This window comes from Phocaeicola sp. HCN-40430 (assembly GCF_037890285.1).
GTDB classification, from domain to species: Bacteria; Bacteroidota; Bacteroidia; order Bacteroidales; family Bacteroidaceae; genus Phocaeicola; species Phocaeicola acetigenes.
Map to the genome: position 1 here is coordinate 57,991 of NZ_JBBKBS010000005.1, position 26,885 is coordinate 84,875.

At 41.8% G+C, this 26,885-nt stretch carries 26 protein-coding genes, 5 tRNA genes and 1 pseudogene; 17 read left to right on the forward strand and 15 right to left on the reverse strand.

The features are described from left to right. Nucleotides 1-2 precede the first annotated feature (2 nt). The 5 genes from WKU26_RS03395 to WKU26_RS03415 form a co-directional block, all read right to left on the reverse strand. Entirely contained in the window at nt 3-1,859 is a 1,857-nt protein-coding gene (locus WKU26_RS03395) for a DEAD/DEAH box helicase (RefSeq protein ID WP_340320917.1), read from the reverse strand. A 79-nt stretch (nt 1,860-1,938) separates the two neighbouring features. Continuing rightward, nucleotides 1,939-2,151 (reverse strand): helix-turn-helix domain-containing protein, encoded by a 213-nt coding sequence (locus WKU26_RS03400; RefSeq protein WP_340320918.1) that lies wholly within the window; start codon nt 2,149-2,151, stop codon nt 1,939-1,941. Nucleotides 2,152-2,168: 17 nt separating this feature from the next. Then, the gene (locus tag WKU26_RS03405) at nt 2,169-2,804 is read right to left on the reverse strand and encodes a DUF2975 domain-containing protein (RefSeq protein ID WP_340320919.1); all 636 of its coding nucleotides are present in this window, start codon (nt 2,802-2,804) and stop codon (nt 2,169-2,171) included. A gap of 21 nt (nt 2,805-2,825) precedes the next feature. Then, nucleotides 2,826-3,665 (reverse strand): CPBP family intramembrane glutamic endopeptidase, encoded by an 840-nt coding sequence (locus WKU26_RS03410; RefSeq protein WP_340320920.1) that lies wholly within the window; start codon nt 3,663-3,665, stop codon nt 2,826-2,828. Between the two features lie 36 nt (nt 3,666-3,701). Beyond that, entirely contained in the window at nt 3,702-4,139 is a 438-nt protein-coding gene (locus tag WKU26_RS03415; protein ID WP_340320921.1) for a DUF3836 domain-containing protein, read from the reverse strand. A 344-nt stretch (nt 4,140-4,483) separates the two neighbouring features. Between WKU26_RS03415 and WKU26_RS03420 the strand changes: the two genes are divergently transcribed. Together WKU26_RS03420 and WKU26_RS03425 are read left to right on the forward strand one after the other, a co-directional pair. After that, nucleotides 4,484-6,595, forward strand: coding sequence for a glycoside hydrolase family 97 protein (locus WKU26_RS03420; RefSeq protein WP_340320922.1), 2,112 nt, complete (start codon nt 4,484-4,486; stop codon nt 6,593-6,595). After that, on the forward strand, nt 6,595-8,625 hold the full coding sequence (locus WKU26_RS03425; RefSeq protein WP_340320923.1) for a glycoside hydrolase family 65 protein: 2,031 nt from the start codon (nt 6,595-6,597) through the stop codon (nt 8,623-8,625). The genes WKU26_RS03420 and WKU26_RS03425 overlap by 1 nt, the downstream gene beginning before the upstream one ends. Here the strand turns inward: WKU26_RS03425 and WKU26_RS03430 are convergent. Genes WKU26_RS03430 through WKU26_RS03450 form a run of 5 tightly spaced genes read right to left on the reverse strand, consistent with a single transcriptional unit; the run spans nt 8,611 to nt 13,063 of the window. After that, complete coding sequence (locus WKU26_RS03430) at nt 8,611-10,287, reverse strand: ABC transporter ATP-binding protein (protein WP_340320924.1); 1,677 nt, start codon at nt 10,285-10,287, stop codon at nt 8,611-8,613. The two genes, WKU26_RS03425 and WKU26_RS03430, sit on opposite strands and share 15 nt — an antisense overlap. Then, nucleotides 10,256-11,398, reverse strand: a complete 1,143-nt coding sequence (locus tag WKU26_RS03435) for a nucleotidyltransferase family protein (RefSeq protein ID WP_340320925.1) — start codon at nt 11,396-11,398, stop codon at nt 10,256-10,258. Before WKU26_RS03435 ends, WKU26_RS03430 begins: the two co-directional genes overlap by 32 nt. A 12-nt stretch (nt 11,399-11,410) precedes the next feature. Continuing rightward, on the reverse strand, nt 11,411-11,680 hold the full coding sequence (locus tag WKU26_RS03440) for a PqqD family protein (protein ID WP_340320926.1): 270 nt from the start codon (nt 11,678-11,680) through the stop codon (nt 11,411-11,413). Nucleotides 11,681-11,717: 37 nt separating this feature from the next. After that, nucleotides 11,718-12,158, reverse strand: a complete 441-nt coding sequence (locus tag WKU26_RS03445; RefSeq protein WP_340320927.1) for a S24/S26 family peptidase — start codon at nt 12,156-12,158, stop codon at nt 11,718-11,720. Nucleotides 12,159-12,166: 8 nt separating this feature from the next. Then, nucleotides 12,167-13,063 carry a hypothetical protein gene (locus tag WKU26_RS03450; protein ID WP_340320928.1) on the reverse strand — a complete coding sequence of 299 codons (897 nt, stop codon included), beginning with the start codon at nt 13,061-13,063 and terminating at the stop codon, nt 12,167-12,169. Between the two features lie 97 nt (nt 13,064-13,160). Here WKU26_RS03450 and WKU26_RS03455 point away from each other — a divergent pair. Beyond that, a pseudogene (locus WKU26_RS03455) lies at nt 13,161-13,286 on the forward strand (OmpA family protein); the annotation flags it as partial. 63 nt (nt 13,287-13,349) lie between these two features. Here the strand turns inward: WKU26_RS03455 and WKU26_RS03460 are convergent. Further along, nucleotides 13,350-15,650: an outer membrane beta-barrel family protein gene (locus tag WKU26_RS03460; RefSeq protein ID WP_340320929.1), complete on the reverse strand. Its 2,301-nt coding sequence runs from the start codon at nt 15,648-15,650 to the stop codon at nt 13,350-13,352. A 102-nt stretch (nt 15,651-15,752) separates the two neighbouring features. Between WKU26_RS03460 and WKU26_RS03465 the strand changes: the two genes are divergently transcribed. Both WKU26_RS03465 and WKU26_RS03470 read left to right on the forward strand, forming a co-directional pair. After that, nucleotides 15,753-17,156: a sensor histidine kinase gene (locus WKU26_RS03465; RefSeq protein WP_340320930.1), complete on the forward strand. Its 1,404-nt coding sequence runs from the start codon at nt 15,753-15,755 to the stop codon at nt 17,154-17,156. A gap of 59 nt (nt 17,157-17,215) precedes the next feature. After that, on the forward strand, nt 17,216-17,908 hold the full coding sequence (locus WKU26_RS03470; protein WP_178265689.1) for a response regulator transcription factor: 693 nt from the start codon (nt 17,216-17,218) through the stop codon (nt 17,906-17,908). 180 nt (nt 17,909-18,088) lie between these two features. Here WKU26_RS03470 and WKU26_RS03475 read toward each other — a convergent pair whose 3' ends face one another. Together WKU26_RS03475 and WKU26_RS03480 are read right to left on the reverse strand one after the other, a co-directional pair. Then, nucleotides 18,089-18,745 carry a DUF1349 domain-containing protein gene (locus WKU26_RS03475; protein WP_269877427.1) on the reverse strand — a complete coding sequence of 219 codons (657 nt, stop codon included), beginning with the start codon at nt 18,743-18,745 and terminating at the stop codon, nt 18,089-18,091. Beyond that, nucleotides 18,742-19,332 carry a sugar O-acetyltransferase gene (locus WKU26_RS03480; protein ID WP_340320931.1) on the reverse strand — a complete coding sequence of 197 codons (591 nt, stop codon included), beginning with the start codon at nt 19,330-19,332 and terminating at the stop codon, nt 18,742-18,744. Before WKU26_RS03480 ends, WKU26_RS03475 begins: the two co-directional genes overlap by 4 nt. 93 nt (nt 19,333-19,425) lie before the next feature. Between WKU26_RS03480 and WKU26_RS03485 the strand changes: the two genes are divergently transcribed. Further along, on the forward strand, nt 19,426-20,190 hold the full coding sequence (locus WKU26_RS03485; RefSeq protein ID WP_340320932.1) for a LuxR C-terminal-related transcriptional regulator: 765 nt from the start codon (nt 19,426-19,428) through the stop codon (nt 20,188-20,190). Nucleotides 20,191-20,297: 107 nt separating this feature from the next. Here WKU26_RS03485 and WKU26_RS03490 read toward each other — a convergent pair whose 3' ends face one another. Beyond that, nucleotides 20,298-20,828 (reverse strand): gamma carbonic anhydrase family protein, encoded by a 531-nt coding sequence (locus tag WKU26_RS03490; protein ID WP_178265693.1) that lies wholly within the window; start codon nt 20,826-20,828, stop codon nt 20,298-20,300. Nucleotides 20,829-20,848: 20 nt separating this feature from the next. After that, nucleotides 20,849-22,627 (reverse strand): aminopeptidase P family protein, encoded by a 1,779-nt coding sequence (locus WKU26_RS03495; protein WP_340320933.1) that lies wholly within the window; start codon nt 22,625-22,627, stop codon nt 20,849-20,851. A 168-nt stretch (nt 22,628-22,795) separates the two neighbouring features. Between WKU26_RS03495 and rpsU the strand changes: the two genes are divergently transcribed. The 11 genes from rpsU to nusG all read left to right on the forward strand — a co-directional run bounded on the left by rpsU (nt 22,796) and on the right by nusG (nt 26,839). Continuing rightward, nucleotides 22,796-22,987 (forward strand): 30S ribosomal protein S21, encoded by a 192-nt coding sequence (gene rpsU, locus WKU26_RS03500; RefSeq protein WP_178243599.1) that lies wholly within the window; start codon nt 22,796-22,798, stop codon nt 22,985-22,987. 76 nt (nt 22,988-23,063) lie between these two features. After that, nucleotides 23,064-23,945, forward strand: a complete 882-nt coding sequence (locus WKU26_RS03505; protein WP_340320934.1) for a tyrosine recombinase XerC — start codon at nt 23,064-23,066, stop codon at nt 23,943-23,945. 16 nt (nt 23,946-23,961) lie between these two features. Next, complete coding sequence (hpf, locus tag WKU26_RS03510; protein ID WP_178265696.1) at nt 23,962-24,261, forward strand: ribosome hibernation-promoting factor, HPF/YfiA family; 300 nt, start codon at nt 23,962-23,964, stop codon at nt 24,259-24,261. A 90-nt stretch (nt 24,262-24,351) separates the two neighbouring features. Then, nucleotides 24,352-24,425: transfer RNA gene (locus WKU26_RS03515), tRNA-Thr, on the forward strand. A gap of 32 nt (nt 24,426-24,457) precedes the next feature. Next, nucleotides 24,458-24,540, forward strand: a tRNA-Tyr gene (locus WKU26_RS03520). Nucleotides 24,541-24,550: 10 nt separating this feature from the next. Further along, a tRNA-Gly gene (locus WKU26_RS03525) sits at nt 24,551-24,623 on the forward strand. Between the two features lie 15 nt (nt 24,624-24,638). Beyond that, a tRNA-Thr gene (locus WKU26_RS03530) sits at nt 24,639-24,710 on the forward strand. Between the two features lie 50 nt (nt 24,711-24,760). Beyond that, a complete protein-coding gene (tuf, locus tag WKU26_RS03535) occupies nt 24,761-25,945 on the forward strand; it encodes an elongation factor Tu (protein ID WP_340320935.1) in 1,185 nt (394 codons plus the stop codon). Nucleotides 25,946-25,998: 53 nt separating this feature from the next. Beyond that, nucleotides 25,999-26,071 (forward strand) — tRNA-Trp (locus WKU26_RS03540). 16 nt (nt 26,072-26,087) lie between these two features. Then, nucleotides 26,088-26,282, forward strand: a complete 195-nt coding sequence (gene secE, locus WKU26_RS03545) for a preprotein translocase subunit SecE (protein ID WP_178265697.1) — start codon at nt 26,088-26,090, stop codon at nt 26,280-26,282. Between the two features lie 14 nt (nt 26,283-26,296). Next, complete coding sequence (gene nusG, locus WKU26_RS03550) at nt 26,297-26,839, forward strand: transcription termination/antitermination protein NusG (protein ID WP_178265698.1); 543 nt, start codon at nt 26,297-26,299, stop codon at nt 26,837-26,839. Nucleotides 26,840-26,885 lie beyond the last annotated feature (46 nt).

A 26,885-nucleotide genomic window follows, 5' to 3' on the forward strand; every position in this document is an offset into this window, starting at 1 on the left:
GCTTATTTTTTACGTTTACGACGTGCCCATCCTTCTTCTTCGAAGCCAAGGTCTTCACCCTTTGGAGCATTGTCGTCTTGGAAAAACTGTTTCCAGTCGTCTTTTCTTTTTGGACCGCGTGCTGCAGTATATCCCCGTTCTTCCCGGCTGGGTTTACTTGTTTTCTTTTCAGTTTTACCTTTCTTCTTTCCGCTTTTGTCGCTTTTTCCGGTATTCTCTCCGGCAACTTCTACAATGACCTTGCGTCCGTTGAGGCTTACCTTGTTCAAAGCTTTAATTACCATAGGTGCTTGTGCTTCTATGATTTCGAAGAAAGAAAAGTTCTGCATCAAATCGATACGGCCAATCTGAATACGTTGTTTCTTTAGGTTACGGTTTACCAATTCTATAATCTGATTGGCATAGAATCCGTCGGTCTTTCCTAAATTCAAAAACAGACGGGTATATCCTTTTTCTGCCTTGCGTGCAGTCTTTTCACGGTCGGAGCCTCTGTCTTTCCGTTCCTTTGCAGTTTCTTTCTTGTCGTTTCCTTTAGGCTGCTCTATTTCCGGAGCATTCTTATAGTAATCGAGGAAGCGGTTGAATTCCATTGAAACCACACGCTTGATAAGGTCTTCTTTACTCAACCATTCCAGTTTGCGGTAAATGTTGGGTAAGAATGTTTCAATCTCTTCTTCGTCTACCTTTACTTTTTCAATGTCGTCGATTACCTTGATAAGCTGCTGTTCGCAGATTTCCTTTCCGGAAGGAAGTGTACCTATGGTAAACTTTTTATTGATGATACGTTCTATTTCGCGCATCTTTCCTTTTTCACGGAGATTGATGATGGCAATAGAAACACCCGTCTTTCCTGCACGTCCGGTACGTCCGCTACGGTGTGTGTAGCTTTCGGTATCATCAGGTAAGCCATAGTTGATTACATGTGTCAGGTCGTTTACATCCAGTCCGCGTGCAGCCACATCGGTAGCAACCAGCAATTGTAAATGACGCTGGCGGAACTTCTGCATTACCAGGTCGCGTTGTACCTGACTCAGTTCTCCATGCAACGAGTCGGCATTGTATCCGTCTTGAATCAATTTATCGGCTATTTCCTGAGTCTCTTTACGGGTACGGCAGAAAATAATACCGTAGATCTGTGGATAAAAGTCTACCACACGTTTCAGCGCCAGATACTTGTCTTTTGCATGTACGGTATACGCAATGTGATGTACGTTTTTGCTACCCTCGTTTTTTGTACCAATGGTTATTTCCTTGGCGTTATGCAGATAAGTTTTTGCAATACGTGCAATTTCCGGACTCATGGTAGCCGAGAACATTAAGGTATTGCGGTCTTCTGGTACCTGTTCGAGGATGGCATTGATGCTGTCTGTAAATCCCATATTCAGCATCTCGTCTGCTTCGTCCATTACGACGTCTGCAATGGTTTCCAGATGAGCTACTTTTCTTTCCATCAGGTCGATAAGACGTCCTGGGGTAGCCACAATAATGTGTACACCCTTTTTCAGACTGCGTATCTGGCTGTCGATAGAAGAGCCGCCATATACGGGTAATATCTTCAGGTCGGTAATATACTTGGAGTAGTCAGTTAAGTCTCCTGCTATCTGCAGGCAGAGTTCACGGGTAGGACAAAGTACCAATGCTTGTGGTACTCGTTTGCTTACGTTAATCTTTTGTATCAGCGGCAGACCAAATGCGGCTGTTTTTCCGGTTCCGGTTTGTGCCAGAGCCACTACGTCATTGCGGTTGCCCAGCAGATACGGGATCACTTCTTCTTGTACAGGCATGGGGTTTTCATATCCCATTTCTTCGATTGCTTTCCGTATCTCGGGTGAAACGCCGAGTTCTTCAAATGTTTTCATCTATTTCAAAAATCTAATTCAATGGCAAAGATACGGATAATTAGCGGATTATACGCTATTTATCCGTATCTTTCTTTGTTTACTCCTCGTCGGGCTGATATTCAAGAATATCGCCAGGCTGGCAATTGAGTTCCCGACAAATGGCTTCGAGTGTGGAAAAGCGGATGGCTTTGGCTTTTCCGGTTTTAAGAATGGACAGGTTGGCCGGTGTCAGCTCAATCCGTTCGGCCAGTTCGCCCAACGAAATCTTACGTTTGGCCATCATCACATCAAGGTTGACTATAATAGGCATATCTTTTGAACTTTATATTATATAGTTAAGTCTTGTTCTTCTTTCAGTTTGACGCCCACTGCGAAGATTTCGGTGAGTAGAATCATGACTGCCAGTGTACCCCAGTCGATTCCGAGACTGGTTATTCCATCGACGGTATATCCCGGTATATTGATTTGCTGGAGTGCGCTCTGTTCCAACATAAGATTAAGCAAGCCTAAAATTGCGCAAAATCCGGTGTATGAATAGGTGAACCATCGCAGCCACCAGATGTTTTTGCGTGAGAACACATCCTTGCGTGAGATGCGGATGAGCAGACGTATCAGGCTGTACATTCCGTACAGAACAGCGAGGAGGCCTATCAGAATGGTGGGACTGAAAATCAGGAAGCTGGTGGAAGGTTCAATGTAGCATTCTATTTGCGAGGTCTGATAGGGTACGGCAGCCTGTAAGGTGTCGGCTGGGATACTTTCTATCGGTGTGACCTCTACTGATACCCGATGGAAATGTTCTATCTTCTTGACAGTTCCATTTTCTGCCATTACTATTTTATTTTGTTCATATCCGTCGTTGAAGCCTTCTTGAAATTCTTTGCTCATATCTGGCAGACTGAATATGAACTCTCCAATAATGATGAGGATAGTCAATATTCCTAAAAGACTAATACGTTTCATAGGTCGGTAAATTTACATGGTTTATACTTCTTGAGGTAAAACAGATTCTTTGGATTCTTCTTTCCAATTGGCCGGTTGTGGTACCAGCTTTTTGCGGATGTAAAAGATGCAGGCAAGGCTGATTAAAATTCCTCCTATTGCATATAAGGTAGCTCCTGCCAGTCCCATCTCTTCTTGCATACTGGCAAATGGATTATCAGACAAGTAATAGTTGACAGTAGTCAGTCCGTTGTTTACGAAATGCATGCAAATGCTGGGCAAAAGGCTTCCTGTGCGGTAATATACCCATCCCAGTGCCAGTCCGAGAATAAAGGCAAAGGGCGCTTGTTCCAGATTGCCATGTACAATGCCAAAGACCAGAGAAGAAACGAGGATAGCGAAAGCTGGGCTTTTACCTGTTTTCAGCAGATGTCCCATGATGGCGCCTCGAAAGACCAACTCTTCCACTATTGGTGCCAGGATGACCACACTGATTACCCCTAAAGGATTACCCATCATAATTTTCATGGTCCGGATAAATTCTTCGGAAGGGGTGGTAATCCATTCGCTAAGGTAACTGGTCCACATACCCATGCCGATGACAAATACACAACTTGCCACTAATAGTCTGTAAGAATATACGGAGAATGTTTCTCTGTTAAGTTCTACATATTTCCATCCTAAGATGTGTGCGGCCATGGCCAGAGTGGATACAATTCCGGAGATGAGCGTAACCGTGATAAAGGTAGGAGTGGTTGCTTCCGGTATCTCCAATGTACCGGTACTAACGTACAGAGAAAGTACATAGATGAACATCCCTACGAAAGCGAAGGCTAACTGATAGCCGATAAAATACAATGCAAGTTTGATAGTGCGTCCCATAATTGTACTATTTTTATGTGTGAATTAAATCTGTTGTTAAAAGGTCGTGTAAGTAAATTGTGTTTCTTGCGTTGTGACTGTGACTGCTAATAAGATATCGTTTGAGTCTGAATAGTAAATATATTGCTGTTCGTTTTCGGTAAAACTCTTCTTCTTTCTGTTCCATTCTACATAAGTCAAGATGGTAGTGCTGGGACCGTCTTCTACCGTTAGCAGGTAGGCTGGTTGCCATTGCTGGCAGTATTGATCCCAACGGTACGCTTTTTTTTCTGTAATTGCTCCGTCTGTGTTTCGCTTGTATTCGTATTTGATGCATGGAGTCAGTGTCTTACCATCCTGGTTTAAGGTCGATACTAACAGTGTGTGTTCATCTTCGCCATAGATAAATGTGCCTTGAGGTTCGGCATGAACAGTAGTAAAACTCATGGCGCCAAACGCCATTACGAATACAGATTTCAATACGATTGTTTTCATGTGTGTGTTGTGTTTAATGTTATAATTCGTTTCTTCGATAAATATTTATCGTTTTTCGATATACAAATGTATGTCTTATTTTTTAATTATAAAAGAAAAACATAAATATTTTATCGAAAAACAATATATTTTTATCATTTTATTATATGGTTTATTCTTGTAAACTACGATATAAGGAGAAAGAGTATAAGTATTTTTCATTTCTAGGTTTATGTGCTTTCCTGGAATTCTTTTTTGTAATAAGGAGAATGAACTCTATGCTTCAGGTAAAATACTTCAAATTGTAGGACAAAAACTATATTGAAAATTATTATATTCGCACATCTATCTATTAAACAATACACATGAGACATTTTATTTTATCATTAGCTTTAAGTCTATTTGCTACAGGAAGTGCATGGGCACAAACCTTGAAGTCACCAGATGGCAATCTGGTATTAGATTTTCACTTGTCGGGTACAGAAACCCCAGTTTACTCTTTGGATTATAAAGGCAAGCCGGTTATTAAAGAAAGTAAGATGGGGTTTGTCTTGCATCCGGATTATCAATTCAATCAAGATTTTGAAATAGTTGATACTAAGTTTGCAGAGTCGGATACCACATGGGAAACAGTGTGGGGACAAAACAAGGAGATTCGTGATAATCATAAGGAAATGTTTGTAGCCTTACGTCAGAAAAAAACTGGTTGGCTGTTGAATATTCGTTTCCGTCTGTTCGATGACGGTTTGGGATTCCGATATGAATTCCCGGTACAAAAAGAATTGCGTCATTTTATCATTATGCAGGAAAATACAGAATTCAGTCTGGCAGGAGATCATAAAGCATTCTGGATTCCGGCTGACTACGATTCAAATGAGTATCCGGTAACTACATCTCGTTTGTCGGAGGTGGCAGGCTTGAAAGATGCTGTATTGAAAGAACCGCTTGCGGCTCAGGCTCCTCCTAAAGAACTGGCAGTGCAGACACCGTTGATGATGAAGACAGATGAGGGACTCTATGTAAATATTCATGAAGCTGCGCTGGTGGATTATCCAGCTATGTGTTTGAATTTGGATGACAAGACTTTCCGCATGAGTGCTCATCTTACTCCAGACCGTAACGGATTTAGAGGATTTATCCAAACTGGTACAACAAGTCCATGGCGTACGGTGGTAGTGAGCGATGATGCACGTGATATTCTGGCATCTAACTTGATTCTGAACTTGAATGAGCCGTGTAAGATAGAAGATACTTCATGGATTAAGCCAACCAAGTATGTAGGAGTTTGGTGGGAGTATTTTATCGGAACGAACTCTTCGTGGGCTTATACCGATAATCAGGACATCATCATAGGAAAGACTGATTATACTACATTAAAGCCGAACGGACATCATGGAGCCAATACTGCCCATGTGAAAGAATACATTGATTTTGCCGCAAAGCACGGATTTGATGCAGTACTGGTAGAAGGATGGAATGAAGGTTGGGAAGACAACTGGGCTTTTGGTAAAGAGCGAATTTATAGCTTTACAAAAGCATATCCTGATTTCGATGTGAAAGAGCTGAATCGTTATGCAGCATCGAAAGGGGTAAAGATTATCATGCATCACGAAACAACCTCTTCGGTGGCAGATTATGAACGTCAGTTGCAGGATGCGTTCCGTTTTATGAAAGACAATGGATATGATGCAGTGAAGACTGGCTATGTAGGAAAAATGATTCCACGCAGTGAGCATCATGATGGACAGTGGATGGTGAACCACTACAATTATGTGGCAGAAACGGCTGCGCGTTATCGGATTATGGTCAATTCGCATGAGGCAGTGCGTCCTACCGGTATGTGTCGTACTTATCCGAACTGGATTGCACAGGAATCTGCACGTGGAACAGAATTTGAATCATTCAATGGTATTACTCCCGACCATACTACTATCTTGCCGTTTACCCGACTGATGGGTGGGCCGATGGATTATACTCCAGGTATCTTCGAAGGAGACTTGTCTACTTATGGTGGTTCGAAGAATAATAAACTCAGCAGTACGCTTACCAAACAGCTTGCTCTTTATGTGACTATGTATAGTCCGCTTCAGATGGCTGCAGACTTGTATCAGAACTACGAAAAGCATTTGGATGCTTTCCAGTTTATAAAAGATGTAGCTGTGGACTGGGATCATACATATATTCTTGAAGCAGAACCGGGTGATTATATCACGATTGCCCGTAAAGCAAAAGGAAAGAATGAGTGGTATATTGGTGGTATTACAGACGAGAATGCTCGTGAAGCGGTAATTGACTTGAGCTTCTTGCCTGCAGGAAAGAAGTATCAGGCTACTATCTATGCAGATGGAAAGAAAGCTGATTGGCGTACCAATCCTAAAGACTATGTAATTTCAACCAAAAAGGTGAGCAGTAAAACTGTTTTGAAACAACGTTTGGCACCTAGTGGCGGTGTAGCAATCAGTATTAAAGAATTATAATGAAACGTTTTGCTTTTTATTTGTTGACAACGGTCTTGTGTCTGGCTTCGGCTACGGCACAAGACCGTTGGCTGCTTCGGGCAGATAGTATTGACCGGACTCAGTACTATGGAGTAACCTCTGGAAACGGTATGATTGGACTTGTTTCTTCTCCCGAGCCGCTGAAGTTGAAAGAAGTGGTATTGGCTGGTTTATATGATTCGTATGGGCCAGGACGTATTTCCGGGCGAATTTCTGCTTTCAACTTGTTGGATCTTCGTTTGCTTATCGGATGGGAGGAACTTTCACCTGCAAACATATCTCATTATATCCAATGTCTGGATATGCGTAATGGGACATTAACCGGTTCTTTCCGTTTTAAGGATGTGGCCACAGTGCATTATACGTATTATGCCTTGCGCCATTTACCTCATTCGGTAATGTTGGATGTTACAGTGAAAGCTCTTCGTAAAACTGCAATTGTTGCAGAAAATATCGTACAGACTCCGGCTGCCTATCGTGACAACCGGAACTATTTTAATGAGGTGAATCCCCCTCATGCTTATATCCCTTTGCTTACAACGGTAGCCCAGACTCCTTCGGGGAAGACAACGGTAGTGGCAAGCAATAGTTTTATTTTTCCTGAAAAGAAAGGCGAGGAACCTCGTGTTATTCATGAAATGCGACATACAGATTCTCATCTTATGCAGTTTACCCGTCATTTACAGAAAGACGAAGAGTATACTTTTTCGCTGGTAGGTACACTGCTCTCTTCTATGCATATTGCCGACCCTTATAATGCTGCTGAACGAATGTCGGTATATATTGCACTTCAGGGAAGAGAGGCATTGATAGAGGCACACAACCGTGAGTGGAAAAAATTATGGGAAGGTGATATTGTGGTAGAAGGTGATAAGCAGGTACAACAGGATGTGCACAATATGCTGTATCATCTGTATGCATCGGTGCGTAAGGGAACAGGTTATTCACTGTCTCCTATGGGACTGACAGGACAAGGGTATACCGGACATGTGTTCTGGGATACAGAAATGTGGATGTATCCGGTATTGCTTGCTCTTCATCCCGATTTGGCAAAAGAATTGCTGGAATATCGTGTAGACCGTTTGGGGGAAGCACGGAGAAATGCAGCTCTTCTCGGGTATGACGGTGCAATGTTTCCCTGGGAGAGTGCAGTCACAGGTGCTGAAGAAACTCCTGTAAGTTCGTTGTCCGGACCTTACGAGCATCATATTACAGCTGATGTAGCTTGGGCTGCATGGCAATATTATCTGGTTACAAAGGATAAAGAATGGCTGCGTGAAAAAGGATGGCCATTATTGGAGCAGACTGCCTGTTTTTGGAAGAGCAGGGTGGTGCATAAGGAAGGACGCTATGAAATAAAAAATGTGGTATGTGCCGATGAATGGGCAGAGAATGTAGACAACAATGCATTTACGAATGCGGTAGCCCGCTTGAATTTGGAATATGCGGCTCGTGCAGCTCAGGAGTTAGGACTTCCTGCCGATACAGCATGGCAACATATTGCTTCGCGTCTGGTATTTACGAAAATGAAAAATGGAGTAACTCGGGAGCATGACTCATATAAGGGACAGCATATCAAGCAGGCAGATGTTAATTTGCTTGCCTATCCGTTGAAGTTGATTACCGACTCTGTACAAATTAAACTTGATTTGGAATATTACAGTCAGAAAGTGCCTGATGCAGGTACTCCTGCCATGACACAGGCTGTCTTTGCTTTGTTATATGCCCGTTTGGGAGATCAGAAAAAAGCAGGATATTGGTTCCGGGAGGCATATGAGCCTTATTTGCTTCCTCCTTTCCGGGTAATGGCGGAAACAAAAGGTGGTACCAACCCTTATTTCCTTACCGGAGCGGGAGGAGTGCTACAAGCACTCATTTATGGTTTTGCCGGATGGAATGTAGCTGCAAAAGGAGGTGTGGAACGGATACAGTCTGTTTGTCCAGCCCATTGGAAGAAAGTAGAGATAAAGACTCCTGCTTTTCCTGTATTGAAATCAGACTCTTTTTAACCGGACAGTTTCTTCGCATAAATCAGCTACCTCCTGTTTGTGTGTAACTATCAGGATGGTTTTTTCTTTTCGGTATTGTTGCAATCGTTGCATCAGCCGTTGTTCGGTTATAGCATCAAGTGCAGAACTGAATTCATCGAGGAGCATGATTTTTCCTTCGCTCAGCAAAGCACGGGCAATAGCTATACGCTGTGCCTGTCCTTCGCTGAGTCCGGCTCCTCCCTCTCCGCATCGAGTTTCCAGTTTATCGGGTAACTCCGTTACAAATTCAGCGGCAGCATCGTACAATGCTTCGTACATTTGCTGCTCAGTGGCCTTATCGTTGCCAGCCAATAAATTTTCACGTATAGTTCCACTCATTAGGCTGTTTCCTTGCGGTACATACAAGATGGAGCGTCGGGTAGATGGTGAAGCTATATACACTCTCTGTTGGAGGTCGTAGAACTTAATACTGCCTTGTTGAGGCTGAAGAAGCCCTAATATAAGTCGGGTCAGCGTGCTTTTACCCACCCCTGTTTCTCCCATAATAGCGGTCATACTACCCGGTGTAAAGTCGTGAGTGAAACGGTGTAATATCTGTCGTGTAGCCTGCGGATATGAAAATGAAACATCCTCTAAACGGATACCGCATAATTGGATTGCCTGAGCAATACACTTATCTTGTACTTTGCTTTCCCTTTCAAGTATAATCAAATCTCTTAGTCGGGATACAGAAGCCATGGCATGTATCAGTCCGGGAATACGGCGGCTTAGGTCGGCTACGGGACGTTGTAGCTGTCCTACAAGTTGAAGAAAGGCTGTAACCATACCAAATGTAACCATTCCTCGTTGCAGTTGTACAGCTCCCCATAAAAAAGCTGTCAGATATCCACCCCCAAACCCTGCTGCCATCAGAGAACGGCTTGTAATGGTAAAACGGTTTCTTTTCAGGATTTTTTTGTATAGAATATCTTGCTCTCTTTTTAAATTTTCTTCGGTTGCTTGTGTGCGTAACAAGCTAAGAAGGATTACTCTTTTTTGCAAACTTTCCTGCATGATAGCTTGGATTCTCCCATCTGTTCTACGGATATCTTCTGTGAGTGATTTCAGTCTTTTTCCAAACAACTTGATAAAGATTAGGGCTAAAGGTAAAATTCCAACAATCAGCCATGCCAAAGTAGGCGACAGAATAGATAAAAATAAAAAAGCGCCGAAGGCTTGAAGAACAGCTGTAATAGTAGAAGGTATCAGATTGCACCATGCGTCGGTTACCACACGGATGTCTTCTTCTAGCCTATTCATAATTTCTCCTGTATGATGCCGTTCTGAACCATTCCATCGACTATTTAAAGTTTGTGAGAACAACTGCTGGCGCAGATTGTTTCTCATGGCAGCTTCGTTTTTAGTTGTCAGGTTTCCTTGAAGAGCGTTGGTGATAATTTCTGCCAGTAAGGTTGCTATAAGTAGGATAGAATATAACCATATGCTGCCTGTTTTTTCTGCAACAGCAATATCTATAATTTGTTTACAGAGCCAGATGAACAGCAAACCGAGGATAACCTTCAATATTCCGGTAAGGATACAGAAGAAGAGAGGCTGACGATATCCCTTTGTAAATGATAAGGTCAATCGGAAGATTGGGTAACTTGTTTTATTTCTTTTTCTTTCCGTAAATTGTATCATGCAAAATATTGCTTATTCCTTTATAAATATAGAAGAGAAGGAAATTTAGTGTCTCACTGCCAAATATCCGTTGCATTTTTCTTAGATACAGCAGTGTGTTTCGTAAAGAGAACAACTTTCCGGCAAGGTAACCTTTCGGGCGTGCTTGTTTGTCGGGGTTATAATGTCCAAAGTTTCCATTGCGTAAAATGACCTCTTCAAGTAGAAATTCAGATAATTCCTTAGTCTCTGCAGTATCTGAATAGAATGGAAACTCTTCTTTGGGCAAACCAAGGTGATGTACTGCAATACATCCGAAGATTTTCCATATACGCATCAATCCCATACGGCATAAATCTTCGTGTAGAAGATTACGATTGATTTCATCCTTGAATCTGTGTAAATACATCACACAGTCGCAAAGCTGACGAAGTCCTACTCCTCCTGTAATCAGATGACGGTACATGTGATAAAAAATAAACATGGCGTCGAATCGTATAGGTGGAAGGTATACCGCTTCTCCTCCAAGACTACAAGAGCGACATTCCTCACCCTGAAGGAGAGTATCACTCCATTTACGAAAACGTTTGTTTCGGAACAAACCATAAAGAATACCTGCAATACGATGTATTTCGATAGGTACTTCTCTATAAAAGAAATGAAGATGGTGGCTGCTTTCTTCCGCTTCTCCCTTCAGCATCCCCCATTGTTTGAGTAACTGGCAGGTCTTTTTATAATTATGGTTTCCTACATACAAATCAATGTCGCCGCAGGCCCGTTTGAAAGGGTCAGGATAATTTTGAGCCAGTCCCTGTCCTTTCAGTAGCACAGAATGTATGCCTTCTTTTTTCAGACGAGACGATAATTCACTGATTACATCGTTTAGCAGATGATGGTGCTGCGTGGTGCGTATCTGAAGGGAATGAGCTTTTATTTGCATACCTTTGTTGGGTTGCAATGCTATTGGTAGCATAGACAGTCCGTCTATCACGAAGCCTAATACAGTTTGCTTTTGGGCAAGTTGAAATACTTCGTTCCAATTCGTATCGTTGCCGAATAGATTAAAATTCGGTTGCTCTTTCCATAATCCACTGCGGATAAGTGCGAAAAGCTGTGTGACAGATTGCTCCATGTCTTTTGTAGATTATTCGCAGACAATCTCTGCTTGTATCCATTTTTGCGATAATGCAGTAGCATCTTTTAATGCAGTGTCATAATCCACATCATATTTTTCTACTAAAAGTGCAGCCAGCATTTCATTATCAAACTCTTTACCAAGTATATTTTCCCAAAGATAGGCAGCCGTAGGATTTAAAGTCATCATCTTATTGAAGTTGATTTGATTAATGCCCTCTCCTGAAACGATTTTTTCTCCTGCGATTTCCCGTAATACAAATCCTTCTTTAATTCTCATTATACTATTTAATTTATATGTTTTTATTTTTTTGTGTTTATAGTCGGCGATATATTGCCAATAAATATCTTCTGAGAGGAAGAAGTTTAATCCAACAAACCGATTTCCAGGAATTCCATGGATTATATGGGTTTATCGTTTTCCCATTTCTTAAAATTGCGGTAACTTTTCCAAAAACATCTTTTCTTTCACATGTTTCTGTTCCCCTCAGATTTCCGTCTCCCATTAAAGTGATGGTTTGTTCATCGAGCCGGATGATACGATGTAAAACGAAAGTCCCCTGATTGGTCTTGGCCAACACAATGTCTCCTTTTTGTAATTGAAATTTCCCTGTCAGCATAACGCTGTCTCGTCCATTTCGGATAAATGGCAGCATGCTATTACCCTTTGCACGGAGTGTGACTTGCTTGCCTTCTTTTAGCATTCGTTCTACCTCAGACAAAAGAATAACGTTTGGAACAATGATTTTGTTTGTCATATTTTATTTTACTTGCTGATAGTCTCATAACATAACAGTGCGGCTTCTTTATCCGGACGGCATTGTAAATGATAGATACCAATATGAGAAACTATTTTGGATAGGGTAGAGTGTAAACCTTCTGCATATTCCTGTTTCCAGCGAATGGCTGAAGCGGAAGGTGCTATAGCTGCATAGGCTGCAGCACCAGTCAGACGTTCAATTTTATTCTCCGGATATTGGCTGAGTCGGACAATTCCTCCTAAAGGCATACTTTCATTACGATAACAAGGTGTTTTTCCACTCCAAGGAGTACCGTATACAATCACTTCATTGTCATGTAATCGGATCACGGGGTTATCATCGTTAAGTAAATAACTCTGTTCTATGTGTTGCAGCCATAACTGACTGTGTGTACTCTTACCGGTTCCACTTTTCCCTAAAAATACATATCCATGGTTTTTACAGGCTATGACAGAAGCATGAATCAATAACGCATTTTTACAAGCAGTATGGATTGCGTAAAGTAGCATGAGCGTATTGTTTATGGCAAAAGCCTTTTGTTGCAGGTTGAGCCCTGCTGCCAGTATAAGTGATGCCTGCAAAGAAGCTTGTTCCAGTTTTAATAGGGCAATAGAATGTTTTTGCATAGAAATAGCAAACACCTGGTCGCCATTTTCAGATTCGTATAAATCAAGATAGATTCCTTCTCCTTCGAACTGAACAATGAATTTTCCTGTAAATGTAGGTTTTTGTATGGATTCTTTAATGTTTAAGCAAAAGATGCTTTCAGATTCTGAATTTGCCTCTTCTTCAGAAATTCGGAATGGATGACAGTTTGTAAGTTCGTCGAGTAAATGAGGAGCAGAATCTGTCGTAATGCAAAATGAATATCCCCCTACTTTATACCATTGTTTTTCTATCATTGTATAATGTGAATTATTGAGAATAAATGACTAAGCAAATATAGTGAATTTAATAATATCTTTTGGAATAAAAAGTGATTTCAATAACAATGAGGCAGTTGCCAAAGCATTGAAGGAGGCAGGCATAAGCCAGGAAAGAATAATTGTTGATTACAAAGGCGACACGGTACAGCCGTTCTCATCTCCTGAACAAAACCGTGTCAGCATTTGTGTGGTTGAATAGTTTTAGTTTAGGTTAACAGAAAAGAAGGCGTAGGGCTTGTGAAAGTCTTACGCCTTTGCTTTTTTAGGAATGTCCGAAACGGGAGGTATCAACATCCTTCACTTCTTTTTTCTTGTATCCGTTGAATTTGTAACTGAAAGAAAGTGTAAGGCTCCGGGCATACGACCTTACTTCCATATCGATATGTTGGGTGCCGCTACGGATCGTGGTCTTGGGGTTAAGCCCATTGAAAATATCCGTTCCTTTCAGTTGTAGCATGGCTTTATCGCCGGCAAAACTCCAGCGCAAAGCGCTATCCATCATCCAGAGAGGACTGATGTCGTAGTTTCCCTGAAGACCTTCACTCTGTGCAAAAGCCGAAATCTCCAGTTTGATGTTTGGCTTTTGAGAGAGAGTAAATGTATTGCTTAGATTGACAATGCCTATCCATTTTTTGTGGTCGAACGGAGCATCGAAATAATCGGAAGCTTTGGCATGCATATGCATCCCTACTAAAGTAAGCTGTGAGTTCAGCCAGTTTCCGGCCTTGAATGGAAGCACACTCACTATTTTGAATTTACTGCTGTAATCCCAATTCCGGAAATTGTAGATTGCTTTCAGTTGGCTGGAGTCCAGATAAAGCATTTGCTGGAAAAAGTCGGGCATATAGTCATAGCCTACCTGGAAAATATATTTGCTTTTTAATATATAGCTCAGTTGGGTAGAATAAGCTGTATACGGACGCAAGTACATATTACCCTGCGATTCGGTGTAGCTACTCATATATCCGGTTGCCCCACTCAGCGTCCAATAATCGGGATAAGTTTTGTCCGAACTGAATGTAAGCTGAAAGATATGTTGAGGTGAATACACGTAACTCAGTTGAAGAGTAGGGTAGACTGCCCACTTTTTATATTCCTCCATTTGATAATACTCTACGGCAGCCGAAGCACTCAACGACCATTGTGGATTAAAACTTTTGTCGAAACCGGCATACAGATTATAGGTATATTCATCAATACCGCTTTCGGTATTCCGGTCGCTCATATCTTGGCCTGATTCATAAAGCTGGCGGTTGCGATTGCTTACATAGTTAAGAGCCGTACCGTAATTCAATGTCCATCCTTTCGAGAGGGAGTGTGACTGGTCGGCATATACATTCCAACGCTCGATACGTTGGTTGGTACGGTTTATAAAACGGATGTCGTTTCCTTCCCTTGAAATTTCTTGAAAGTCTTGTACTCCGTCGGAAGTGAAATAAGTATAGTTGACTCCGGTTCTCAAGCCAAACGAAGCCGTGTAATCGAGCGCAATATTGTGCATCTGGCTCTCGTCTCTGCTTGTACTGTGGGCATCAGACAAATTCCCCTTTGTGTATGTGTTTTGTTTGTCATTCGGGCTAAGTTGAGAAGTATAAGCCAGGCCTAGCTGATTCTTGTCATTGGGTTTGTAAGTGATGCCGGTACGTAGAGTATGCGACGGTTTGTCTCCTGCTCCCGTCATATATTGTTCCATGTTGTACACTTTCCCTTGTACAGTATGTTTGGTAATCAGGTCCAAATCCTGCCGTTCGTGTCGGTTTGCTGCAAAATTATACATCACATCGGCATCTATCTTTTGCGAAGTATAAGCCAAAGCCAATCCGCCTTCTCCGCTTGCCTTTTCTTTTTGCAGGTATGCACCGTGTACTTCTCCCTGTATATTGCTGCCTTCTTCGGCTTTATACCCTTTCAGTACGATGTTGATAGCCGCGCCGCGCACGTGAAGTTGCGGAGGTGCACTATACATCACCTCAGCTTTTTCCACGCGCGAAGCCGGCATTCCCTTTAAGAGAGTAATAATCTGGTCTTGCGTCATCGTCGACGGTTTCCCATTCAGAATAAGGACAGGAGTGGAAGTTCCTGCCAGTGTCAGTGTTTCATTTTGTTCCAATACTCCAGGCAATTCTTTGATGCAGTCGTATGCACTGCTCACCAGTTTGTTTTTTATCAGCTGAGGCATGTCGTAGCTCAGCCGGCTACCCTCGACCTTTACTACAGGACGTTCTCCCTTTACCACTACTTCTCCCAAAGCATAATCTTTAGGCTGTAAGGCAAAGACTCCTGCTTCTTCTCCCCGGCCTTCTTTCTGTAGTGTCTGGTACAGAATATGCTGGATGATAAGCCGGTATTGACTTAAAGTATGATTCAGGAGAAAACTTCCTTCCTTATCGGTGATGGTTGCATCCACAAAAACGGAGTCTGGTGTTTGCAATACTACGGTAGCTCCATCTACAGGTTGCCCATCGGTATTGACTACTTTTCCATGTATGGTTTGTGCTGTGACTGTTCCGATGCTTGCAGCAATACAAAGTAACAATGTGACAAGAAAATTCTGCTTTTTCATATTGATTCGTTTTTTTTCTCTATCTTCGACGAGACAAAGATAAAGAGCCTTTTCTATTTTATAGGTTAAGGCAAGGTTAACGTTACGTTAAGGAGAAGAGAGATGAAGATGAATCATATTCGCTGGATAGCCATTGTAGGACTGATTGCCATTGTAGAACTGCAATATGTATGGCTGGTCAATACCTATAAGTTGACTAAAGAAAGCCTGCAGGCTAAGAATAATGAAGTATTTCGTGATGCCACCTTGCAAGAGGTATTCTACCGTATGGATCGTTGGGGGAAGGAACATGGTGATACGGTGACCAGTATGCGGGTCGATTTGGGCGCAAATTTAAAAAGAGATACCTTGAGGCGTGATGCATTACAGAGCAATGCCAGCGGATGGCTGATGCAGAACATTCATATTGCTTTTCAGGAGGCTTATCTTGAGAAGTTTAAGCAAGATGTATATTTGTCTGCGCTCGATTCCATTTATATACATATGCTCGATTCGATAGGCATACCTGCAAAGGTGCGTTCGTGTATAGTCGATTCTATGGGTAATGTACTTCGTTCTTCTGTGACGGGCGACTTCCCTTCTTATGCTTTACTGAAGACAGAAAAAGTTCCGATTGATTTTGATGGCCAGCGTTTCCTGCAAGGAGCCATTGTCAATCCGTATTGGGTTATCTTTCAGCGTATGACTTTGCTGCTTATCGCAACAGTCTTGATTATGATTCTGGTCATTGGGTGCATTGTCTATCAGATACGGATTATTATCCGGCAAGACAAGATTGCCAAACTGCGTGAGGACTTTTCGTATGCCATGATTCACGATATGAAGACGCCGCTGAGTTTTATACTGATGGGCACGCAGATGCTGGAAACCGGACGACTGGACAGCCAGCCCGAGAAGAAAGCACGCTATTTCCGTATTCTGAAGGAAGAAGGAGAGCACTTGCTTCATCTTACCAATAAAGTACTGACTTTGTCGAAACTGGAAAATCATCAGTTGAAGTTGCAGAAAGAGTATTGCGATTTGCAGCGGATACTTGAGGGATTGGCTGATAAATATGCGGCAAAATCAGTCAAGCCGATTCGTTACAGCTGGCAGTTGGAGGAGAAGACGGTATATGCCGATGAGGAATTTTTGGAAGAGGCTTTGAGTAATTTGATAGACAATGCAGTGAAATATTCCGGTGAAGAAGTGGAAATAGCATTCTCTTCAGGAAAGGCAACGGATGGTTACATCTATATCAAAGTGCGTGACAATGGATTCGGTATTCCGTTGAAAGACCAGAGCCGGATATTCGAAAAATACGAACGTTCGTACGCTGCATTACAAACCCGAAGTGGGGGAGCTACCGGATTCGGTTTAGGACTGAACTATGTATTTCGGGTGATGGAGGCGCACAAAGGTAGAGTGGAGGTGGAAAGTATTGAGGGAGAATACAGTGAATTTACGCTTCTCCTTCCGCAGCTCAAACCGGAAACTTCCAGAGAAGCGACTGACGCTACAGAATAAAAGCGGGTGTTGCATGGGGATAAAATAGAAGAATGTATAACAAAATAAAACCTGATTCTATGATAAGACTACTCTTGGTAGAAGACGATGCCAATCTGTGCTATATTATTCAAGGCGGACTGGAAGATATGATTGGAGGATATGAAGTCACTACTGCTGCCAATGGCGAGGAAGGATTACGCGTGTGGCGTGAGCAGAAGCCCGATGTCATTGTATCGGATATCGAAATGCCGGTAATGGACGGGTACGAAATGGTACGCCGTATTCGGGAAACCGACGGAGATACTCCTATCCTTTTTACTTCGGGACGCGTTTCTCCCAAAGACGTGGTGATGGGATATGAACTGGGGGTGAACAATTATATCAAGAAACCTTTTCTTGCCGAAGAACTGAATGCACATATTACGGCTTTATTGAAACTGACGAGAGGAACAGGGCATACGGCACACGGAAACGTGTTTCATATTGGGGAGTTGTTTACGTTCGATGCGGAGAAACAGATGCTTTACGATGTGCGGGGAGAAGAAAAAAGCCTTACACAGCGTGAGGCAAAACTCTTGCGGATGCTGTGTGAGCAGAAGGGAGAGGTGGTAAAGCGGGAACAGATTCTAGCCCGTTTATGGGATACGGAAGACGATTACTTTGCATCACGTAGCCTTGATGTATTTGTGTCGCGCTTGCGTAAACTGTTTGCTGCCGACGAAACAGTTCAGATAAAAACTGTCAAAGGAGTAGGATTGATGCTGGTATAAGAAAAGTCGCAGTATACGATTAAATGCTTTGCCAGTCCTTACAGGTAATGAGTCAGTTTTTTCCTTGAAATGAGTGCAGTACTTTCTAGTGATGAGTGCAGTACTTACCTGAAAGGACTGGCGAGTATTTTTGTTGCATGAGTTGTTCTTACTTCAATGCTTAGCTTCACAACATGGTTGTTATTGTGCTTCTTGATTCTTTTTCAGCCACTCCAGTCGTCGAAGGTCTGGTAAATGTGTTACTTTGAAATGTTCGAATTTTGCATTGAAGCCTTTTCCATCCGGACTGGCTCCCATTACTCCAACCATTACAGGAGTATTGTCTTGCAGCCATGCGTTGCGCATCATGGTATAGTTCTTGTCGTCGAACGAATAGAAAATTTCCACAGCATCCAGCCGGCGGACTGCTTTAATCCAGATGTAAGGAACTGGCTTGTCTAAAGCAATTACACTCCAGTCACTTGTTTTGTGAGTTACTACAGTGCTGAGGTTGAATTTTCCGTCAACGAATTCAATACCGGTCTTGATGTAGTTTTCGTGGTCGATACGGAGCATCAGACCAGCCTGGTCGAACCGGGCTTGATAATCGCCTGTGATTTTCACTTTTACTTCAAATTCTCCTCCATAAGTAGAGTAGTAGAAAGGAGCATCATCTACAGTGAAGCCGTAGTGTGAAATACGCCAATAGTCACTCTGTGGAGTTACAAACATCGACAAGGTGTTGTCTTTTATTTCCCACTGTTCAGGTTCATTAAACCATTGCATTTTTTCTAATGTCTGTGCGGATGCACTTTGTACGCTTAAAAAAGCAAACAAACCTAAAAGAATTTTTTTCATACTAATTTATATTTGTTTTTATCTTCATCTGTGAGGGTACGGATTACTTTACAAGGATTGCCAACTGCCAGAGAATTGTCTGGTATGTCTTTGTTTACTACACTGCCAGCTCCAATTACACAGTTGTTTCCTATGCTGACTCCGGGAAGCACGCATACATTTGCTCCTATCCATACATTATTTCCTACTCGGATGGGATAGGCATATTCCAGTCCTTGGTTTCGCTGCGTTACATCCAAAGGGTGTCCCGCTGTATAAAAGCCGCAATGAGGTGCAATAAATACATTGTCTCCAAAATGGATTTTAGCGCCATCAAGCATTACGCAATTCACGTTGACATAGAAGTTTTCTCCTATTTCTATGTTATATCCATAGTCGCAATAGAAAGGCTGTTCGATCAGAAAGTTCTGACCTGTCTTTCCGAATAGCTTACGGATGAGTTGCTGTCGTTCGGCTTTTCGAGAAGGGCGTAATTGATTGTACTCATAACACATATCTTTGCAGATATCACGTTCGGCAAGAAGTTCTACGTCATAGTTCGCATCATATAACTCACCTCTTTGGGCTTTTTCTTTTTCTGTACTCATGTGTTTTGTCTATTTTACTTACATTTGCAAAAGTAGAGGTTTGTGTCAGGGTGAACAATACTTAAAAATAACCATTTTGTCTTCTTCTGTGATATGGATATAAGGAAGAAACTTAGCAATGAATTGTTGAATCAGGAATTTATTCAGGAGAACTGCAGCGATACCCGATTGAATCAGTTCCGCCAGATAGCCGCAGGATATGCAACAACCGAAAATGTGATTGCTGTATTGAGTGATATGCAGGCTAATACAAGTTATTTATATTATGGTGGGATAGCAGAGACATTGGGAATGGGTAAACGGGGCGACTCTAAAATTCTTCATTCTATTTGGGAAGAGGAAATTTTTGCTCGTATTCATCCCGATGATTTATTGGACAAACATTTACAGGAACTCCGCTTTTTCCAGTTCTTGAAAGGTTTGCCCGAAGGGAAACGTACAGATTATTATATAGATAGCCGGATACGGATGCGTAATGCACAAGGTACTTATGTATGGGTGAGGCATCGGATGTATTATGTGGCTGCCCATGCCAATGGTAATGTCTGGCTGGCTCTTTGTCTGTATGGTTTCTCGCCGGATTCTTCTTTTAACTGTATGGTGATTAATTCGGTAGACGGTACAATGACTGAATGGGATAAAGAAACGTGCAAGGGATTGCTTTCCAAACGGGAAAAAGAAATATTACTGTTGATAGAAGAAGGGAAAAGCAGTAAGGAGATAGCAGAAACTTTATCCATTAGTGTGAATACAGTGAATCGCCACCGGCAGAATATTCTTGAGAAGTTGCAGGTGGACAACTCGATGCAGGCTTGCCGGACAGCTAGAGAATTAAAGCTTTTATTTCTTGACAGATGAATCGTGTAGCCGAAATAAAAAAAAGAAAGAGACCATCTCAAAAAACGATTTGAGATGGTCTTGTATCATTAGATAGGGTATTATAACAGTATTCTATATAGGCAAGACTATTTGTCTTTGTCTTCTTCTTTAAACCAGGATGCATACATCAGATAGCCATTGGCAATCTTCTGGTTTAACTCCTTGCTTTGTTGTGGATCAACTTTTTTGATGAATTTAGCCGGTACGCCTCCCCATAGGGTATGAGGTTCTATGACGGTATTGGCCAAAACTAAAGCGCCGGCAGCCACAATGGCACCTTCACCTACCACTGCATGGTCGAGTAAGGTAGATCCCATACCAATTAAAGCATTGTCTCTGACGCTTGCACCATGTAAAGTAACATTATGTCCAATGGAAACGTCATTACCTATTTCTATTGTTGATTTTTCATATAATGTATGAAGAACGGTTCCGTCTTGAATGTTTACTCTGTCGCCAATACGGATGGAGTTAACATCTCCACGCAGCACTGTATTGAACCATATGCTGCAATCACGTCCCATAACGATGTCGCCTATAAGAGTCGCGTTATCGGCAAGGTAACAGTTCTCGCCGATTTGAGGGGTAAATCCTCTTACTGATTTGATTAGAGCCATATTAAGTATATAGTATAAGTTTATAAAGCACTGGTTGCATTCTCCAGCCAAATTCGTTCTTCCGGAGAGAGCAACGGACTAAGTTCTTTGTATACACGGGTGTGGTAGTTGTTGAGCCATTGGATTTCATCGCCTGTCATCATTTCTTTGCAAATAGCTTCTTTATCTATTGGGCAGAGAGTCAGTGGTTCAAAACGGTAGAAAGTCCCAAAGGAAGTTTCATTGTCTTTTACTACAAGCATGGTGTTTTCGGTGCGTATGCCATATTCTCCACTGCGGTAAATGCCGGGCTCGTTGGTAATGGTCATTCCTGGAAGGAGGAGAGAAGGCATGTGGTTCATGCGGATTTGGTGTGGACCCTCGTGTACGTTCAGGAAATGTCCGACCCCATGCCCGGTACCATGTCCGTAGTTGATACCTGCTTTCCACATATACTGACGAGCCAGTACATCGAGCTGGGTACCACACGTACCATGTGGAAATACCGCTTGCGATAAAGCGATGAATCCTTTTAATACCAAAGTGTAGTCTATCTTTTGTTGTTGGCTCACAGCTCCTAATGCAATTGTACGTGTAATGTCAGTCGTTCCGTCCATATATTGTCCACCGCTATCCAGAAGCAGAAGTCCTTCGGGTTTTAAGGGAACATCTGTGTCGGGAGTTGCCTCATAATGCACGATAGCACCATGCTGCTGGTAACCGGCAATGGTATCGAAGCTGATTCCTTTGAATAGGGCCTGTTCATTACGGAACTCATATAGCTTGTTACTGATACTGATTTCACTTTCACTACCTTGCTGTACAGTTTCTTTAATCCATTTCAAAAATCTGACCATAGCTACTCCATCCCGTTTCATGGCTTGGTGTATACCTGAAATTTCTATATCGTTTTTAACAGCTTTCAGGTAAACAACAGGAGAAACCTCTTGTAGTATATGTGTAGTAGATGAGGCTGCCTGATAGAGTGCATAATTGGTAGAAGGAGATAATTGGATATTTTTTTCTTTGTAGTGTAATAGGTCGGATGTTATATCCTCGTAAGCCTTGATGATAATATTATTCTGTTGTAAATACTCCGTCAATTCATCGGTAAGCTTCTTGGGAGAAATGTAAAGTGTAGCCTGCCTGTTGGTAATCAGTAAATAACTTACAAATACAGGATTGCAATGTACGTCATTTCCTCTTAAGTTGAGTGTCCAGGCTATTTCGTCGAGAGCAGATAAAAGAAGTCCTTCGGTTTGTTTCTTTTGCAATAACTCTTGTATTTGCGATATTTTATGTTGGCAGGAAACTCCTGCATATTCGATAGGGAGAATAAATATCGGGTTTTCCGGGATGGATGGACGGTTCTCCCATATAGAAGTAAATGGGTCTTCAGTAGAAATAAGAGTGAGCTGGTGTGTGAGTAACTGTCTGCTGAGATTTTCTACTGTAGAAATGCTGTTTACCCATCCGTCTATACCTACTTTGCTGCCAGCTTGCAATTTTTCTCCCAACCAGTCGGCTATAGACGGAGTAGAAGAGAGTCCTTCTTTTTGTAAACTGATGCCTGTTCCATTCAGTTGCTCTTCTGCCTGGAGAAAATAACGGGAATCGGTCCATAATCCACCTTCTTTCTCTGTTATTACTAATGTTCCGGCAGATCCGGTAAAGCCAGACAGCCACTTTCTGGCTTCCCAATGTTGTGGTACATATTCTCCTGCATGCGGATCGGTACTGGGAATAATAAAAGCGTTGATTTGTTTTTTTTGCATGAAGCGTCGCAGGGAGGCGATTCTTTCTTTTATTGTATCTTTCATATTGATATTGTCTTAAAAAAAGTTGTATTGACCAGACAAAGATAGTATTTCTGTGTAATTATCAAGAAAATGTGTTGGAAAGTTTTGTAAATAAAGAAAGTATGTGTAATTTTGCACCGCAATTTGACTGCAAATAATTAATTAACAACATATTTTAATTTTAAAAACATGATTGTAGTTCCAGTAAAAGAAGGCGAAAACATTGAAAAAGCGCTGAAAAAGTTCAAAAGAAAATTTGAAAAAACAGGTGTTGTGAAAGAATTGAGAAGCAGACAGCAATATGATAAACCGTCTGTTTTGAAAAGACTGAAAATGGAACGTGCCGTTTACGTTCAGAAAATGCAACAAGTAGAAGAGTAATAATTCTGCAAAATTTCTTGAATTATTGATTTCTTTTTCATAAATTCGTTGCTGACATTAAAAGGCGATGTTTCTTATGCTGAAAGAATCTTTTTTGGAGTATCTTGAGCTTGAGAAGAATTATTCCGATAAAACAGTGATAAGCTATGAGTCGGATCTTCGTGAGTTTGAAGAATACTTAAAGGGGGTGAGCGAAGATTTGGGTTTGCTCGCTGTAGATGCGGATTTGGTACGCGGCTGGGTTGTCAGCTTGATGGATCGTGGTTTTGCTTCTACTTCGGTAAATCGGAAGCTGAGTTCGCTCCGGTCGTTTTATCGCTACCTTTTAAAAAGAGGATATGTGACGGCGGATCCTGTTGCAAAAGTACAGGGGCCGAAGGTTAAAAAACCGTTGCCTGTTTTCGTGAAGGAGGCTGATATGGATCGATTGCTGGATCAGACGGATTTTGGCTCTGGATTTGAAGGAGTGCGGGACCGTTTGATTATAGAGACGTTTTATCTGACAGGAATGCGTCGGTCTGAATTGGTTAATCTGAAAGATGGGGATGTCGATTTTTCGGCTTGTGTGATAAAAGTGACAGGAAAAAGAAATAAGCAGCGTTTGATTCCTTTTGCGGAGCAATTAAAGGAAGATTTGTTGCTTTATCTTTCGTTGAGAAATGAAATTTGTGCTGGGGCGTGTGAAGCGTTTTTTGTCCGGAAGGATGGGCGGATGCTGACTCCGGTGGCAGTATACCTTTTAGTAAAGCGTAACCTTGCAAAAGTTGTTACATTAAAGAAGAAGAGTCCTCATGTTTTGCGGCATTCATTCGCAACTTCGATGTTGAATCATGATGCGGAAATTGAAGCTGTAAAGGAGTTGTTGGGGCATGAAAATTTAATGGCAACAGAGATTTATACACATACAACTTTTGAAGAGTTGAAAAAAGTTTATGAACAAGCTCATCCCCGAGCGTAAAGAAAAGGAGGTATTTATGGAAGTAAGAATTCAATCAATTCATTTCGATGCGTCTGAAAAGCTGGAAGGCTTTATTCAAAAGAAAGCAGAAAAGCTCGAGAAGTTTTGTGATAATATAAAGAAAGTAGAGGTGTCTTTAAAAGTTGTAAAACCTGAAACAGCTATGAATAAAGAAGCTGGGGTGCGTGTTTTGGCACTGAATACAGAGTTTTACGCTGAAAAAATAAGTGATACATTCGAAGAATCGATAGATGTGTGCATGGATGCGCTTTCCAAGCAGTTGTTGAAAGCAAAAGAAAAACAACAAGGAAAATAAAAAAATGCACGATTTATTTTGTGATTAAAAAATAATATCTAACTTTGCAGCCGCTAAGTTATGAAAATAGCTTTGGTTGCAAAGTTTCTTGCCTCTTTAGCTCAGTTGGCCAGAGCACGTGATTTGTAATCTCGGGGTCGTTGGTTCGAATCCGACAAGAGGCTCGAAGAAGATGATACTATGGTCTTTGAAAGTAGGGCAAATACCAGAGTGGCCAAATGGGGCAGACTGTAAATCTGCTGGCTTACGCCTTCGGTGGTTCGAATCCATCTTTGCCCACTTTTGATTTGCGGAAGTAGCTCAGTTGATAGAGCATTAGCCTTCCAAGCTGAGGGTCGCGGGTTTGAGTCCCGTCTTCCGCTCTTTTTTCTTCTTTTGCTGTTATAGCTCAGCGGTAGAGCACTTCCTTGGTAAGGAAGAGGTCCCGGGTTCAAGTCCCGGTAACAGCTCGTGGATTTGTAAAGCTGATTATTAATCAAAATAAATAACAAGTAAAGCTATGGCTAAAGAGAAATTTGAACGTTCGAAACCGCACGTTAACATTGGTACTATTGGTCACGTTGACCACGGTAAAACCACTTTGACTGCTGCCATCACAACAGTATTGGCAAAGAAAGGTCTTTCTGAATTGCGTTCTTTCGATTCAATCGATAACGCTCCTGAAGAAAAAGAAAGAGGTATCACTATCAACACTTCTCACGTAGAATATCAGACTGCAAACCGTCACTATGCTCACGTAGACTGTCCGGGACACGCTGACTACGTTAAGAACATGGTTACTGGTGCTGCTCAGATGGACGGTGCTATCATCGTTTGTGCTGCTACTGATGGTCCTATGCCTCAGACTCGTGAGCACATCCTGTTGGCTCGTCAGGTAAACGTTCCTCGTCTGGTTGTATTCTTGAACAAATGCGACATGGTTGATGACGAAGAAATGTTGGAATTGGTTGAAATGGAAATGCGTGAATTGTTGTCATTCTATGAATTTGATGGTGACAATACTCCTATTATCCGTGGTTCTGCTTTGGGTGCATTGAATGGTGTTGCTCAGTGGGAAGAAAAAGTAATGGAATTGATGGATGCAGTTGATAACTGGATTCCTCTGCCTCCGCGTGATATCGATAAACCATTCTTGATGCCGGTTGAAGACGTATTCTCAATCACTGGTCGTGGTACTGTAGCTACTGGTCGTATCGAAGCTGGTATCATCAAAGTTGGTGATGAAGTTGAAATCTTGGGTCTTGGTGAAGATAAGAAATCAGTTGTAACTGGTGTTGAAATGTTCCGCAAATTGTTGGATCAGGGTGAAGCTGGTGATAACGTTGGTTTGTTGCTTCGTGGTATCGACAAGAATGAAATCAAACGTGGTATGATTTTGTGTCACCCGGGTCAGGTTAAAGCTCACTCTAAATTCAAAGCTGAGGTTTATATCTTGAAGAAAGAAGAAGGTGGTCGTCATACTCCATTCCATAACAAATACCGTCCTCAGTTCTATCTGCGTACTATGGACTGTACAGGTGAAATCACTTTGCCGGAAGGAACAGACATGGTAATGCCGGGTGATAATGTAACTATCAACGTAGAGTTGATCTATCCGGTTGCATTGAACGTAGGTTTGCGTTTCGCTATCCGTGAAGGTGGACGTACTGTAGGTGCTGGTCAGATTACTGAACTTCTTGACTAATATTTGTCATTGAAATAAATATTATAGTTCCCGATTTTTCGGGAACTATTTTTACGGGAATAGCTCAGTTGGTAGAGCATCGGTCTCCAAAACCGAGTGTCGGGAGTTCGAGCCTCTCTTCCCGTGCTAATATTAAATGAATATGTTTAAAAAGATAACGAATTATTGTAAAGAATCTTATGACGAATTAGTCCATAAAGTATCATGGCCGACTCGTTCAGAACTTTCTAGTAGTGCAGTAGTTGTTTTATATGCTTCCCTACTTATTGCACTCGTTGTTTTTCTTATGGATTCTGCCTTCCGGTTTATCATGGAAGACGTTATCTATCCGCACTAATAAACAGTTGAAAAATGTCTGAGATTGAAAAAAAATGGTACGTACTTCGTGCTGTAAGTGGTAAAGAATCTAAGGTTAAGGAGTATGTTGAAGCAGAGATGCGCAATACTGACCTTGGTGAATACGTGTCTCAGGTGTTGATTCCTACTGAAAAAGTTTATCAGGTTCGCAATGGTAAAAAAATTGTGAAGGAAAGAAGTTATCTTCCAGGTTATGTCTTGGTAGAGGCTGCTTTGGTAGGCGAAGTTGCTCATCATTTGAGAAATATTACTAACGTAATTGGTTTCTTAGGTGGACAGGAGCATCCAGTTCCTCTGAGACAATCAGAAGTGAATCGAATACTGGGTACGGTTGATGAACTCCAGGAGGTGAGTGAGGATACTAACATTCCTTATACCGTAGGAGAAACAGTGAAAGTAAGCGTAGGACCCTTTAGCGGATTCAGTGGTGTCATTGAGGAAGTTAGTGCGGAAAAACGCAAGCTGAAAGTAATGGTCAAAATATTCGGACGGAAAACTCCGTTGGAATTAGGCTTTACGGATGTAGAAAAGGAATAATGCATTTTGTTACGTGTGTTATTCTGTTCGTTGATTATTTATATTA